Annotated in this window: 11 protein-coding genes; 6 read left to right on the top strand and 5 right to left on the bottom strand. The window is 67.2% G+C overall.

All coding sequences use genetic code 11. The features are described 5' to 3' along the window. Window positions 1–12: 12 nt before the first annotated feature. On the bottom strand, window positions 13–330 hold the full coding sequence (locus tag AC1VV3_RS15360; RefSeq protein WP_482962743.1) for a Rieske (2Fe-2S) protein: 318 nt from the start codon (window positions 328–330) through the stop codon (window positions 13–15). Between the two features lie 269 nt (window positions 331–599). On the opposite strand from AC1VV3_RS15360, the gene AC1VV3_RS15355 reads away from it, so the two are divergent. The 3 genes from AC1VV3_RS15355 to AC1VV3_RS15345 are packed head-to-tail and all read left to right on the top strand — an operon-like array spanning window position 600 to window position 4,680. Then, window positions 600–740, top strand: a complete 141-nt coding sequence (locus tag AC1VV3_RS15355) for a hypothetical protein (protein WP_165921434.1) — start codon at window positions 600–602, stop codon at window positions 738–740. A gap of 29 nt (window positions 741–769) precedes the next feature. After that, window positions 770–2,584 carry a hydantoinase B/oxoprolinase family protein gene (locus tag AC1VV3_RS15350; protein WP_482962742.1) on the top strand — a complete coding sequence of 605 codons (1,815 nt, stop codon included), beginning with the start codon at window positions 770–772 and terminating at the stop codon, window positions 2,582–2,584. 11 nt (window positions 2,585–2,595) lie between these two features. After that, window positions 2,596–4,680, top strand: coding sequence for a hydantoinase/oxoprolinase family protein (locus AC1VV3_RS15345; protein ID WP_482962741.1), 2,085 nt, complete (start codon window positions 2,596–2,598; stop codon window positions 4,678–4,680). A 38-nt stretch (window positions 4,681–4,718) separates the two neighbouring features. On the opposite strand, the gene AC1VV3_RS15340 is transcribed toward AC1VV3_RS15345, so the two are convergent. Beyond that, window positions 4,719–7,139: a CaiB/BaiF CoA transferase family protein gene (locus AC1VV3_RS15340; RefSeq protein WP_482962740.1), complete on the bottom strand. Its 2,421-nt coding sequence runs from the start codon at window positions 7,137–7,139 to the stop codon at window positions 4,719–4,721. Between the two features lie 177 nt (window positions 7,140–7,316). On the opposite strand from AC1VV3_RS15340, the gene AC1VV3_RS15335 reads away from it, so the two are divergent. The 3 genes from AC1VV3_RS15335 to AC1VV3_RS15325 all read left to right on the top strand — a co-directional run bounded on the left by AC1VV3_RS15335 (window position 7,317) and on the right by AC1VV3_RS15325 (window position 10,967). Next, complete coding sequence (locus AC1VV3_RS15335; RefSeq protein ID WP_482962739.1) at window positions 7,317–9,044, top strand: FAD-dependent oxidoreductase; 1,728 nt, start codon at window positions 7,317–7,319, stop codon at window positions 9,042–9,044. Window positions 9,045–9,072: 28 nt separating this feature from the next. Then, window positions 9,073–9,858 carry an enoyl-CoA hydratase/isomerase family protein gene (locus AC1VV3_RS15330; protein WP_482962738.1) on the top strand — a complete coding sequence of 262 codons (786 nt, stop codon included), beginning with the start codon at window positions 9,073–9,075 and terminating at the stop codon, window positions 9,856–9,858. A 143-nt stretch (window positions 9,859–10,001) separates the two neighbouring features. Further along, a complete protein-coding gene (locus AC1VV3_RS15325) occupies window positions 10,002–10,967 on the top strand; it encodes an enoyl-CoA hydratase/isomerase family protein (RefSeq protein WP_482962737.1) in 966 nt (321 codons plus the stop codon). A 10-nt stretch (window positions 10,968–10,977) separates the two neighbouring features. Here the strand turns inward: AC1VV3_RS15325 and AC1VV3_RS15320 are convergent, their stop codons facing one another. From AC1VV3_RS15320 to AC1VV3_RS15310, 3 genes are all read right to left on the bottom strand, one after another. Next, complete coding sequence (locus AC1VV3_RS15320; protein ID WP_482962736.1) at window positions 10,978–11,544, bottom strand: hypothetical protein; 567 nt, start codon at window positions 11,542–11,544, stop codon at window positions 10,978–10,980. Between the two features lie 77 nt (window positions 11,545–11,621). Next, window positions 11,622–13,322 (bottom strand): cation acetate symporter, encoded by a 1,701-nt coding sequence (locus AC1VV3_RS15315; protein ID WP_132267240.1) that lies wholly within the window; start codon window positions 13,320–13,322, stop codon window positions 11,622–11,624. Between the two features lie 14 nt (window positions 13,323–13,336). Next, window positions 13,337–13,660, bottom strand: a complete 324-nt coding sequence (locus AC1VV3_RS15310) for a DUF485 domain-containing protein (protein WP_482962735.1) — start codon at window positions 13,658–13,660, stop codon at window positions 13,337–13,339. Window positions 13,661–13,874: the final 214 nt, after the last annotated feature.

The raw sequence follows: 13,874 nt of genomic DNA, 5'->3' as shown, positions 1-13,874 counted from the left end.
CCGGATGGCAGCCTAAGGCATTTCCACCTCGATCCATCCTTCGACAAGGCGAACCGCATAAGTAGCGATGGGGCGTTTTGCCGGCGGGTTTCTGGGCTTTCCGCTTGCCAGATCGAAGCGCGCACCGTGGATCGGGCAGGCTATCCAGCCATTGCCCATCCGGCCGCACTCCAGCCGCTCCTCGGCGTGGGAGCAGATGTTGGACACCGCGAAGAACCGGCCGCCGACATGGCAGATCAGGATCGATTTGCCTGCCAGGTCGACGGCTTTCTTCTCGCCCGGCGGCAGGTCGGTTTCGTGCAGGGCGCGCAGGAATGTGGGCTCGGTCATAGGATCGCAGGTTCGCTCGCCATGGCTGGGTCGCCTCAGCGCTAGCACGGGCCGGGCCCTGCGCGCTGTGCTGACGTTGCACTCTGTCTTGCCGGACGTTGCAGCGGCTGCGGCACTGCTTGCGGGGCCGGAAATGGGGCCGTAGCGACCGGATGCAGAGGCTGCGCGATCGCGCGATGCTCAGGAGGGGGGACAGGATGCGGCGAAGCTCAAGATCCGCAGGATCCGGTCGCGATAAGCGCGGCGCCGCCAGGCCGAAGCAGCCCTCCGTGGTAGCCGGCGAAGTCGATCTCGGCCTCGCGCTTTCCATCTACGGCAAGCGGGAGGACGGCTCGCTGGTGGAGATCGGCGATCCCGCCTCGCCGCTGGCCCACCAATCCGCCGCCGGCACCTGGCCGACCGAACAGTGACGAGCGAACAATGAGGAGCAACTGGCACCGTGTCCTTTGAACTCAACCGCAAGCTCGCGGCCCGGCGTGCTCCTCTGCCCACGGGGGCCGGGATCGATGCCGTCACCGCCGAGATCATCCGGGGCGCCTTCGAGACGGTGTGCTTCGAGGCCGCGACCCATCTCGGCCGCGCGGCGTCCTCGCCGATCATAAACCAGTCGAACGAGCGCAATGCCGCGATCGTGGATGCCCACGGCCGCCTCGCCATGGGCGCCATCGGCACGCCGCACCTCACTTTCGTCAACCCGATGATGGTGCGCTGGGGCCTGATGAACTTCGAGGCGTTCGACTGGGGGCCGGGCGATGTCTTCCTCGCCAACGACCCCGACCATGGCGGCGGTCATCTGCCAGATTACTGCATCTATGCGCCCGTTTTCGACGAAGCGGGCGAGCTGATCGTGGTGCAGACGCTTCAGGCCCACCAGGGCGACACCGGCGGCAAGGACCCCGGCGGATTCACGCTGGAGGCCACCGACATCTTCACCGAAGGCGTCTCCTATCCCTGCCTGAAGCTCGTGCACCGCGGCGAGCCGCGCAAGGACGTGCTGCGCATGGTGGAGCGCAACAACCGCTTTCCCTCGTTCGCAGGCGATCTCGCCGCCATGATAACCGGCGTCCAGAAAGGGGCGGCGCGGTTGCAGGGCCTGATCGGCCGCTATGGCTCGGACCGGGTGAAGGCGGCGATCAATCACTCGATCGCTCACACCGCCGCGCGCTGCCGCGAGGAAGTGTCCGGTTGGCGGGACGGCACGTACGAGGCCACCGTCTTCATCGACCACGACACGGCGGGAACCAAGGACATCCGGGTCCAGGCCGCCTGCCGTGTGGCGGGGGACCGGCTGACGATCGACCTCACCGGAACCGACGCGCGGCCCGAGCTGGTGGGCGTGTGGAACACTTTCGCGAACACGCGCAGCTATATCATGACGCAAGTCGTGGCGGCGATGGCGCCGGACATCGTCAAGAACGAAGGCTTCTTCGATGCCGTGGAGATGATCGTCCCCGAAGGCTCGATAGCGCAGCCGCCGCCGAACAAACCTGCCGCGCTCGGCTCTTTCCATCCGGCCTGCGAGATCACCGAAGCCGTGTGCCTCGCGCTCAGCAACGTCGCGCCGCAGCGCTCCGCCCCGCAGCTCTACAAGATCGGCATGCCCAATGCGGTGATCGGCTTCGACGAAGCCGGCACGATGTGGATGGACCAGGGCGTCGATTGCCGATCGATGGACGTATCCGCCGTGCCGGGGATCGACGGCTGGGGATCGTGCCCGGTCAGCCTCGGCAGCCTGATCCTGTCCGAGGCCGAGGATGCCGAAACGCGCTATCCCATCCTCAACATCAGCCGCGAGATGACGACCGACGCCGGCGGCGCCGGGCAGTGGCGCGGCGCGCCGGGCAGCCTCAACGTCAAGCAGGTGCTGCAACCCGTGACGGCGATGGCCTGGATGGTCTCGGCCGACCACCCCTTGCGGGGCATGTGCGGCGGCGAGGACGCCATTCCCTATTCCAACCGGTTCGAGGTGGGCACGCCGAACGAATACCGGATCGAGCAGACCGCCCAGGCCATGCTCCCGGCGGGCGCGGTGATCGCTTATCAGCATGGCGGCGGCGCGGGGTTCGGCCCGCCGCTGGCGCGCGATCCCGAAGCGGTCAAGGAGGACGTGCTGGACGAATATGTCAGCATCGAGGCCGCGCGAAGCCGCTACGGCGTGATCCTCAAGGGAAGCATCGCGGAATACGACCTCGAAGTGGACCACGATGCCACGGCGGCGCTGCGCCGGAACATGACCATGGCTGCGGCTGCCTGAGGGGGGAAACGATGGGCTATCGCGTCGGCATCGACATCGGGGGCACGTTCACCGACTTCGCCCTGCTCAAGGGTACGGAGGTTCGCCTTCACAAGAACCTCTCCACGCCGGAAGACCGCTCGCTCGGCGTCATGACCGGGCTGCAGAAGCTGGCCGACACGGAAGGCTTGGCGCTCGCGGACTTTCTCGGCGCCTGCGACACCATCGTCCACGGCACCACTGTCGCGGACAATACCCTGATCGAGATGAACGGCGCCGTCACCGGCCTCATCACCACCGAGGGGTTCCGCGACGAGGTGGAGTACCGCCGGGGTTTCAAGGAGGACATCTGGGACGTCCGCCTGGAGCCGCCCATCCAGATCGCCCCGCGTCGCCGCCGCCTGACGGTGCCCGAACGCATGTTGCATGACGGGACGGTGCACAAGCCGCTCGACGAAGCGGCCGTGCGCGAGACTTGCGCGCGGCTGCGGAAGCAAGGCGTGGAGTCGGTGGCGATCTCGCTCCTGTTCTCCTTCGTGAACCCCGCCCACGAAAGGCGCATCGCGGCGATCCTGGCCGAGGAACTGCCCGGCGTGCAGGTCTGCGCCAGCCACGAAGTGCTGCCCCGCGCGCCGGAATATGACCGGACCAGCACCACGATCGTCAACGCCTATGTCGCCCCGCGGGTCTATTCCTATCTCGAAAAACTGGTGAACCGCGTCAGGGACGCCGGCTATGCCCGGCAGCTCATGGTCATGCAGGCGAGCGGCGGGGTCATGACCGTGGACTATATAGAAGGCGCGCCGATCCGCGTGCTGGCCTCCGGGCCGGCGGGGGGCGTGATCGGATCGGCCCATGTCGGATCCGCCAAGGGCTACCGCGATATCCTGTGCGTCGACATGGGCGGAACCTCCTACGACATCTCCGTCGTGCGGGACGGCAGCGCGCCGGCCGAGGCGGGCTGGAACATGCACCACCGCTACCTGATCGGCGTGCCCATGGTGAAAGTGGAGACCCTGGGCGCGGGCGGCGGTTCGATCTGCCACGTCAGCGGCGGCGCGCTTCAGGTCGGCCCTGCCTCGGCCGGGTCCGAGCCGGGACCGATCTGCTATGGGCGCGGCGGCAGCGAACCGACGATCACCGATGCCCTGGTCATGCTGGGCATCCTCTCGACCGACGCGGGTTTTGCCGGGGGCAGCTTCTCACTCTCGCGCACCGGCGTCGACGAAGCCTTTGCCGCGCTGGGGCGGGAACTGGGCTACGACGCGGAGCAGGCCGCCTTCGACTGCTGGCGCATGGTCAATGCCAGGATGTCGCAAGGCGTGCGGCGGATCACCGCGGGCAAGGGCATGGATCCCGCCGAAATGGTCATGCTGGCCTATGGCGGCAACGGCCCGGTGTTCGCGGCGATCCAGGCCGAAGATCTGGGCATCGCGCGCGTGCTCGTGCCCAAGGCCTCGCCGACGTTTTCCGCCCTCGGCACGCTCGTGGCCAATCCTAGCATAGACGAGGAGCGATCCTACATCGTGCCCGCGCTTGCCGCCGACAACGACCGCCTGCGGGCGATGTGGCGGGAACTCTCCGATCGGGCGCAGCGCCATTTCGAAGCCGCGCAGTTCGCCGCCGAACGGATCACCGCGCGCTACCAGATGAACATGCGCTATCCCGGGCAGAATTTTGCGCTGACTTTCGACATCCACGCCGGAGACCGGCTGGGCGACCTGGCCTTCGTCGATGAAGACCTGCCCGCCCGCGCCATCGCGCTGTTCAACCAGCGCCATCAGGAGGAATACGGCCACATTCGCGAGCACGAACTGCCCGAGATCACCGGCGTCCGTCTCGCCAGTTCGGTGGAGACGCCCTCTCCCGCGGTAGGCAGGGGAACCAGCGTCGCCGCCCATGCCCCGCAGCCAGCCCTGATGCGCCGCGCCAACCTGGGCCAGGGCTTCGAGGAAACGCCGATCCACCGGGGTGCCGAGCTTGGGCCCGGGCACGAGATCCTTGGCCCCGCGATCATCGAGGAAACCTTCACCACCATCGTCGTCTACGCCGGCTGGAAGTGCCTGGTCGACGATGCGGGCGATTACGAACTGGTCAAGATGAGCGAGAGCGGCTGACGCCATCCCGCGCTGGGGACAGACCTTTTCGCGCGTTCTCAGCGCAAGGCACCTGCTTCGTGGAGGCGGGCCTGCTCTTCCGCCGAAAGCCCCATGATCTCGCCCAGCACATAGCGATTGTGCTCCCCGAGGCGCGGCGCCGCGAGCGTGATGGCGGCCGGGTCCGACAGGCGCCATGACGGGCCGAGAACCGCGCGTGGCTGACCGTCCTGATCCTCGACATGACGGTAGAACCCCCGCGCCCAGAGGTGCCCGTCGCCGATCAGGTCCACCGAATTGGCGCTCTTGGCGGCGGCTATCCCCGCCGCCTGCAACGCAGCGGCAAGCGCGGCGGCATCCTGCTTGCGCGTCCACTGCGCGATCAGGCCGTCCAGCGCGGCCTCATGGGCCTTGCGATCCGCAAGCGCGGCGAAACGCCGGTCCTCGGCCAATCCCGGCACGCCGATGCGGGAAGCCAGCTCCCGCCACTCCGCATCGGACTGGACGGCCAGCGCAATCCAGTCCTCTCCGGTGCAGCGATAGAGCCCGTGCGGCGCCATGTCCGCATGGCGATTGCCGTCGCAGGCGGCCACCCTGCCGTTCATGCTGAAATCCATGACCGTATCGCCGATCAGGCTGGTCAGGGTCTCCACCGCGGAGACGTCCACGAACTGGCCTTCGCCGGTCGCCTCGCGGTGGCGCAGCGCAACCAGCGAGGCGAAGGCGGCCGCCGCACCGAAGCTGGAATCGGCATAGCGGACATTCATGCCGGAAGGCGCCTCGCCTTCGTAGCCGACCAGCGAACTCATCCCGCTGAGCGCCACGAAGCAAGGCGCATAGCCGGTCTGGTAGGCGAGCGGCCCATCGGCCCCATACATGCTCATCGATGTGAGAATGATGTCCGGACGCACCGCCCTCAGGGCCTCGTAGCCCAGCCCCAGCCGCTCCAGCGCGCCGGGGCGCATGTTTTCGAGCACGATGTCGCATGTACCCGCCAGCCGCTTGAGCAGCGCCCGTCCCGCCTCGCTCTTCATGTCGATCTGGACCGACAGCTTCTGCGGATTGACAGCCATGAACCCCGGCGCCTTGTTCACATCGCTGACGCCGTAGCTCCGCGTCACGTCCAGCGAGCCCAGACTCTCCACCCGGATCACCTCGGCGCCCAGGAACGCCAGGAGCTTGCCGGCATAGGGTCCGGCCCAGACTTTGGTCAGTTCCAGCACACGGACCCCGGCGAGCGGCCCCTTTCCGGCCACCTTGCGGGCTGGCGGTCGCGGCGGGCGATTGTCCGGCGGAAGGTGGTCCGGCGGGGGGTGGTCCGGCGGGGGGTGGTCCGGCGCGGCGCTCCCCAGTTCGGGAGCCGCCGCCGCGATCCTCGCAGGGGTTGCCGCGAGCCGATAGCCGACGGTCGGGAACAGCGCGCTTCCCGCCCCGCCCGGCAGTTCGGCGCGGGTGAAATAGTCCCGGTGGCGGACTTGCGGCGATTGGCCGAGATCCCCCATGTCGTTGATCGGCACGAGCGTGATGCCGCTGGCCTGCGCCGATGCCGCCGCCTCGTCCTTGTCCAGCCCCGCCAGCCAGCCCACCATGTGCTTGCGGCAAGCCGCGATGCGCTCCGGCGACAGCCCCCGCTCCAGCCAGTCGGCCGGGAAGTCGCGCAGCTCCTCGGGGTCTCCCATCAGGCCGCGCAGCGCATGCCAATGGCCCGGCGTGGTCAGGAACACGTAGATGAACCCGTTGCGGCACGGGAAGATGCCGCCCGGCCCGCCAAGGTCGAACTGCCGCCGGCTCTCGCTGACATCCATGTCCCCGGCGATCATCTGGCCGAGCACGTAGTCGAGCCGTCCCGCGAGCACCTCCTGCGCCGAGACATCGATGAAGGTCCCCTGCCCCGTTCGCCCCTGCCGGTGCAGCGCCGCGGCAAGGCAGAGCGCGCTTTCCAGGCCCGCCTCGTAGCTGGCCAGGAAGCGCCCTGGCCCCTTCAGCGGCGGCCGCTCGGCATCGGCGGCGCTGGGCGTATGATAGCCCAGGCCGCTGGCGTGCGTGACGATGAGGTCCGTCGCATGGGCGCGCTCGGGTGGTGGGTCCAGCCCGAACGGCGTCACCGAGCATAGGATCAGGCCGGGATGCTCCTCGCGGAACGTGGCGGGAGAGAGGCCGAGCGCGGTGAGCCAGGCGCCGCCGTGGTCGTCGATCACCGCGTCGGCGCCGGCCAGGAGCCGGTCCAGCCGCAGACGCCCCGCACGCGTTGCCAGGTCCAGCACCAGCGACTGCTTGTTGCTGTTGAGGTAGGCGAAAAGCCCGCTGCATCCGCTTTCCGGGCGGTCATGCAGGAACGGACCGAGGCGCCGGGTCGGGCTGCCTGCGGGACGCTCCACCTTGATGACTTCCGAGCCGAAATCGGCCAGCAGCTTGCCGCAATATTCCCCCGCGACCTGCTCGGCCAGTTCGACGATCCTTAGCCCCTTCAAAGCCGACACGTCCGCTCCCCCTGCACGCTGATGCTGTCTCGTCTTGCGGTATAGGCCGGGGCCGGGCGGGCATAGTTGTCCTGATTTGCAGCCGCACCAGCCCGAGAACGCAGTGCGTGAAGAAGGGCAGCGAAGGCGCGGCCGATCATGGCTAGGCCAGGCAGGGAACAGAACGGGAGGATGGCGATGAGCGACATTTTCGACGTGATCGTCGTCGGTTCGGGTGCGGCCGGGCTGACTGCCGCCCTGCGCGCGCACGATCTCGGCCTGCGGGTATTGGTGGTGGAGAAGGCGCATAAGTACGGGGGCACGTCCGCCACCTCGGGCGGCGTCGCCTGGATCCCCAATCACGGGCTGGGCGGCACCAGCGACACGCGCGAAGAGACGCTGACCTACCTCGACGCCGTCATCGGCGGGCCGGTGGACCGCGACCGGCTGGAAGCCTATGTCGATACCGGGCGCGAAATGCTGGACTGGCTCGGGCGGGAGGGCATCGCGATGATGCCGATGCCCTGGCCGGACTACTTCGCCGAACTGCCCGGATCGCGCAGCGACCGCAGCCTGGTGATGCCGCCCTGGGACGGTCGCCTGCTGGGAGACAGGTTCCCGCTGGTGCGCGAGCAATATCCCCGCTTCAAGCTGTTCAACCGCTATGCGATGAATCTGGAGGAAACCTTCACCATCGCCGCCCGCAGTGCCGGCTGGAAGCGCATGATCGCCAGGGTTATCGGGCGCTACTGGAAGGATCGCAGCACCCGCAGGATCACTCGCCGCGACCGGCTGTTCGTTTCCGGCGCGGCGCTGATCGGCCCGCTGCTCGCCAGGCTCTTCGAGAAGGGCGTCGAGATCCGGCTGGAGACCGGATTGGAGCGGCTCCTCATCGCAGACGGCAAAGTCATCGGCGTCGCCGTGAGCCATCGCGGCCGCCGCCATGAGATAGAGGCCCGCCACGCCGTGGTGATCTGCGCGGGCGGGTTCGAGTGGAATCAGGCGCTGCGCGATCGCTTCTATCCGGTCAGGACCTCGATCTGGTGGAGCAGTACGCCGCAGGGCGCGAATGCCGGCGAGGCGCTGATCGCCGCCGAAGCCATCGGCGCGGCCACCGAACATACCGGCGAAGGCTGGTGGGCACCGACGATGATCCTGCCCAGCCGCTCCGCCTCCAATTTCGAGGAAGTACACCAGGCGGTGTTCGACGTGGGCCGTCCCTACAGTGTCTGCGTCAACCGCGAGGGGGACCGGTTCGTCAACGAAGCCTGCTCCTACGATCGCTTCGGCGCGGCGATGGTGGCCGATCAGCGCGCGACCGGCGCCAACACGCCGTGCTGGCTGGTGTTCGACGCTGCCTTCCGCAGGAAGTTCACGGCGGGCGGCATCCTTCCCGCCGCGATCATGCCGGACCGCGCGATCCCGGTCGACTGGTGGGATCACTATATCTTCCGGGGAGACACCGTTGGCGAACTGGCGCGCAGGATCGACGTCGATCCGGTCAAGCTGGAAGACGTGACGCGCCGGATGACCGAGTATGCCCGCAAGGGCGAGGACCCCGAATTCGGCCGCGGCTCGACGATCTATGACAAGACCTTCGGCGACCCTACCTGCAAGCCCAATCCCGCACTCGGCGCAATCCGCGAGGCGCCCTTCTACGCGGTGCAGATCCATCTGGGCGACCTGGGCACCAAGGGCGGCCTGAAAGCGGACCGTCAGGCGCGCGTGGTCGATACCGGGGGCACACCCATTGCTGGTCTCTATGCGGCTGGAAACGCCGCCGGAAGCCCATTCGGCCTCAACTATCCCGGCGCCGGGGGGACGATCGGCCCGGCCATGGTGTTCGGCTACATCGCCGCGAACGACATCGCACGGCGGGCCGCCATGCGCGAGGCCGTGGACGTGCGGGAACCGGCGACAATCTGAGCGCGATCCCATTCTTGCAGGAGGGCCCATGGCCTCTGTCATCGTCGAAAGGATTGCGAACCTGGCCGTGGTACGGCTGGCCCGCGCCGAGGCGCGCAACGCGCTCACGGTCGCCATGGCGCAGGAGCTGACGGCAGCGCTGGCCGGCGTGAGCGTCGACGATGCGTGCCGGGTCGTCGTGCTGGCCGGAGACGGCCCGACATTCTGCGCGGGCCTAGACCTGAAGGAGGCGATTGCGGAAGGGCCGGAAAACGCGCCGGAATGGATGGCGCTTCAGGAAGTGTTCTCGGGCCTGATCGAGCAAATCCGCAAGATGCGCCAGCCGGTCATCGGGGCGATCCAGGGGGCGGCGGTGGGCGCCGGTCTGGGCATCGCGCTCGCCTGCGACGTGCGCATCGCCGCGCCGTCTACGCAGTTTCTGGTCGGAGCCGTGAAACTGGGCCTCAGCGCGGGCGAGTGCGGTATCAGTTATCACCTGCCCCGCCTGATCGGCGCCGGCCGGGCCTTCGAGATCATGCTGACCGGCCGCCCCGTAATCGGCGAGGAAGCGCTGGCTATCGGCCTCGTCAGCCATCTGCCACAACCCGGCAGCCTGCTCGACCGTGCGCTGGAAGTGGCACGAACGATCGCGGCCAACGCTCCTTATGCCGTCAAGCACACCAAGCAGGTGATGTGGGCCAATCTCGATGCCCCGCTCCAGAACGCCCTGGAACTGGAGAACCACGTCCAGGTCCTGGGGTTGCTAACCCAGGATTTCGCCGAGGCCGCCCGAGCCTTCGCCGAAAAGCGCGCGCCTGCTTTCACCGGCCGGTAGCGGCGGGATGGCGCGAAGAGGGTGGTGTCACTTCACTGCCAGTCATTGCCGCCGCAGGACCGCAAGCCGAGTGATGGGCCGAAGTCGGCCTGAAATCTGGACGGGCCGCCGAATGAGCGTCTTTGCGCGAAAAGGAGAAGACGATGGCTGAAGCGGATCGCCCGAACCCGGAGGACATCATCCTCTACGAAAAGGATCCCGCCACCAAGATCGCGACGATCACGCTCAATCGTCCGGACCTCCTGAACGCACCCACCACCGCGGCGCGGCTGCGCTATGCCGATCTCATCCACCGCGCGAACGTGGACGATGACGTCAAGGTGCTGGTGATCCGCGGCGCCGGCAACAACCTGGGCGGCGGCGCCGACCTTCCCGAGCAGGAAGAGATGCTGGCCGCGGAAGGCGAATATTCGCTGCTGCACGAATTCCGCATCGGTGCGGGGGAAGACGTCCGCTATCCCCCCAAGGGCAGCTATCGCTATCTCGCGCAATTGACGCAGCTATACGCCAATTCGAACTTCGGGTGCCGCACGCTGCAGGACTTCAAGAAGATCAGCATCCTGGAGGTGAAGGGCTATTGCTACGGCTGGCACTTCTATCAGGCCGCCGATGCCGACCTGGTGATCTCGTCCGACGACGCGCTCTTCGGCCACCCCTCGTTCCGCTATGTCGGCTGGGCCCCGCGCATGTGGCAGTGGGCCCAGATGATGGGCCTGCGCAAGTTCCAGGAGATGGTCTTCACCGGACGCCCCTTCACCGCAAAGGAGATGCAGGACTGCAACTTCCTGAACAGCGTGGTCCCGCGGGACCGGCTCGAGGCGGAAGTCGCGAAATATGCCCATGCCTGCTCGATCACGCGGCCTACCGATGTCGTCTTCATGCAGAAGACCCTGTTCGAGACCTACAAGCAGCAGCAGGGCGAATACATGGGCTCGATCATGACCGCATGGCTGGAATCGATGCTGGCCCAGGTGAAGAACGATGCCGACGAATTCACGCTCAACAAGGAGACGTTCGGCCGGGGTCTCAACAATGCCGTGAAGGACAACGATTCGCTCTACCCGGCCGAATGGCGCCTGAGCAAAGGCGGTCGCAAGGCGGCGGAGTGAAACGAGCCGGTCAGTAGGGGACCGCTGCGGCGGCGAGGGTTGAAGAGTTCGGCGCCGAAGAGTTCGAGGTTGGAGAGTTCGGCGTTGGGGCATTCGCTACCGGGGCTATCGACACGGGCGCGCGGGCGGCTTCCATCTCGCCCACTTCGGCTTCCTTGACTTCAGCCGCTGCCCGCGCGGCGGCGGCCGCGGCTTCGGAGGCCTTGTCCGGTGATGTCGATCCCGGATCGTCGGACAGCCGATCTTCCGCTGCGGAATAGGCCTCATCGAAGCTCTGCCCCTCGGCGCCATATGTCGCGGCCTGCCAGAGCTGGCCGTCCGCGCCTGCGCCATGGTCGTCCTGGCTTTCCAGCCATCGCGGCATGCCCTGGCCGGTGAAGCCGGTGTCGCTGACGAAGGAGGCTCCGCTTCCCGATTCGCCATAAGCCGGATCGTAGGCGGGCAGCGCATCCGAAGAACCTGACCGTTGCGCGGCTTCCTCCGGCATCTTCATATGCGTGGGAATCACGCTGGTCGCCGCGAACCCGAGGGCGGCAGCACCCAAGGCACCCACTGCGACTAGAACGTAACTGGGCAAAGCATCGGCTCCGGCTTGCCCCCTCCTCCCTCTCAACGCGGCTTGCGCCCGGCCGTTCCTCGGCCGCTGCAATTCGCCTAGTGCGCGCTGGCGCCTGCTGCGCCGATCCCGGTTTCCGACCGGATGCGCTGTGCCGGATAGCCGCTTCTGTCCACCGCCGCCCGCCCGGACCGGTCCAGCAGCGAGACGATCCAGATGGTGAAGAAGGCCAGCGGCATCGAGAACAACGTGGGCGAGGAATAAGGGAACACCGGCTCTGCATTGCCCAGCACCGTCACCCATACCGTGGGCGAAAGAACCGTGAGCACGAGCGCGAGGGCCAGGCCGAGCGAACCGCCCCAGACGACCCCGCGCGTCGTGCAGCCCTTCCACAGCACGGACAGAAGCAGCACGGGGAAATTGCCGGAAGCCGCCAGCGCGAAAGCCAGGCTTACCATGAAGGCCACGTTCTGCTTCTCGAAGAGAATGCCCAGCACGATCGCGATTGCGGCGAGAACCAGCACCGTGCGCCTGGAAATGCGCAGTTCTTCCGCCGAGCTGGCCTGTCCCTTGCGCAGGACCGAGGCATAGAGATCGTGGCTCACCGCCGATGCGCCGGCCAGCGTCAGCCCCGAGACGACGGCCAGGATCGTCGCGAATGCCACGGCGCAGACAAAGCCGAGGAACAGATTGCCGCCGATCGCGTCGGCCAGGTGGAGAGCCGCCATGTTGCTCCCGCCGCGCAGGCCGCCCGTCAGCGGGTCGAGGAATGCGGGCTCGGTAGCGACCATGACGATGGCGCCGAAGCCGATGATGAACGTGAGCAGATAGAAATAGCCGATCCAGCCCGTGGCCCAGAGCACCGACTTCCGCGCCGCCTTGGCATCGGGCACGGTGAAGAAGCGCATCATGATGTGCGGCAGCCCCGCCGTACCGAACATGAGCGCCATGCCGAAGGAAATCGCCGAGATCGGGTCCTTGATGAAATTGCCCGGCCCCATGATCGAGCGGCCCTTCGCTGCCGCCGAGGCCGGGTCTGCCCCGGCCTGCCCGGCCAGCATCGTCTTCACTTCCACCGCTTTGGCGAACAGGGCGTCCGGCGAAAAGCCGAAGCTGGCCATGACGGCGAAGGCCATCACGGTGGCGCAGCCCAGCAGCAGCACCGCCTTGATGATCTGCACCCATGTCGTCGCGATCATGCCTCCGAACAGCACGTAGAGCGTCATGAGCACGCCGACGATGACCACGGCATAGGAGTAGGGCAGGCCGAACAGGAGCTTGATCAGCTGCCCGGCGCCGACCATCTGCGCGATCAGGTAGAACAGGACGACCGCCAGCGTGCTGAAGGCCGCGAAAAGCCGAACCGGGGTCTGCGCGAAGCGGAACGAGGCGACATCGGCGAAAGTGTAGCGGCCCAGGTTTCTCAGGCGCTCCGCCAGCAGGAACAGGATGATCGGCCAGCCGACCAGGAAGCCGGTGGAGTAGATCAGCCCGTCATAGCCGTCCGCGAAGATCTGCGCCGAGATGCCCAGGAACGATGCGGCGGACATGTAGTCGCCGGCGATCGCCAGGCCGTTCTGGAAGCCGGTGATGCCGCCGCCCGCCGTGTAGAAATCGGCGGTGGTCCGGGTCTTGCCCGCCGCCCAGCGCGTAATCATCAGCGTGCAGAGCACGAAGGCGCCGAACATGAGGATGGCGGGCCAGTTCACGGCCTGCTGCCGGGTTTCCTGCGTCAAGGCATCGGCCAGGGCTGGCAGCGGCAGGCAACAGGCGGAAACGACCGCCGCCCAGCGCGTCATGCGGAATGGCGCGATCACTGTTCGGCATCCTTCCTGATGGCCTGCAGCAGCGGATCGAATTCGCGATTGGCGCGGGACACGTAGATCCCCGTTAGCGCAATCCCGACCAGGATCACGCCCAGACCCACCGGGATCCCCCAGGTCGTCACATGGTTGCGGATCGGCGTCGCCAGAAGGTCCTTGCGGAAGGCGATGGCCACGATGTAGCCGAAGAACACCGCCAGCATCACCCCTGTCAGCGTCCAGCTGAAACGCGACCTTCGGGCCACCAGCGCGTGATAGCGCGGGTCTTCGGCAACACGCTGCAACGCGCCGCCTGCCGGTTCTGCAGGATCCATGCTTCGCACCCTCTCTCGCAATATTGCGGCGGATGCTATGCCGAATTTCCCGGAATATCTAATGTTTAATGCGCAGCCGCGACGGGCCTTCCGGGCCATGACCGCCCGGCAGCCGGGCTGCGCGGCCAGCCGATGCCGCCGCCGAAAGCGCAGTACGAGGAAAGAAGCCGGCCGGGGCAGTTGGCTTTCGTCAGGGTGATCTTGGCCCCGGCCG

This window comes from Novosphingobium sp. BL-S-34, from assembly GCF_056857015.1.
The sequence above is the reverse complement of the archived record's forward strand: the minus strand, read 5'-3'. Positions and strand labels throughout refer to the sequence as shown.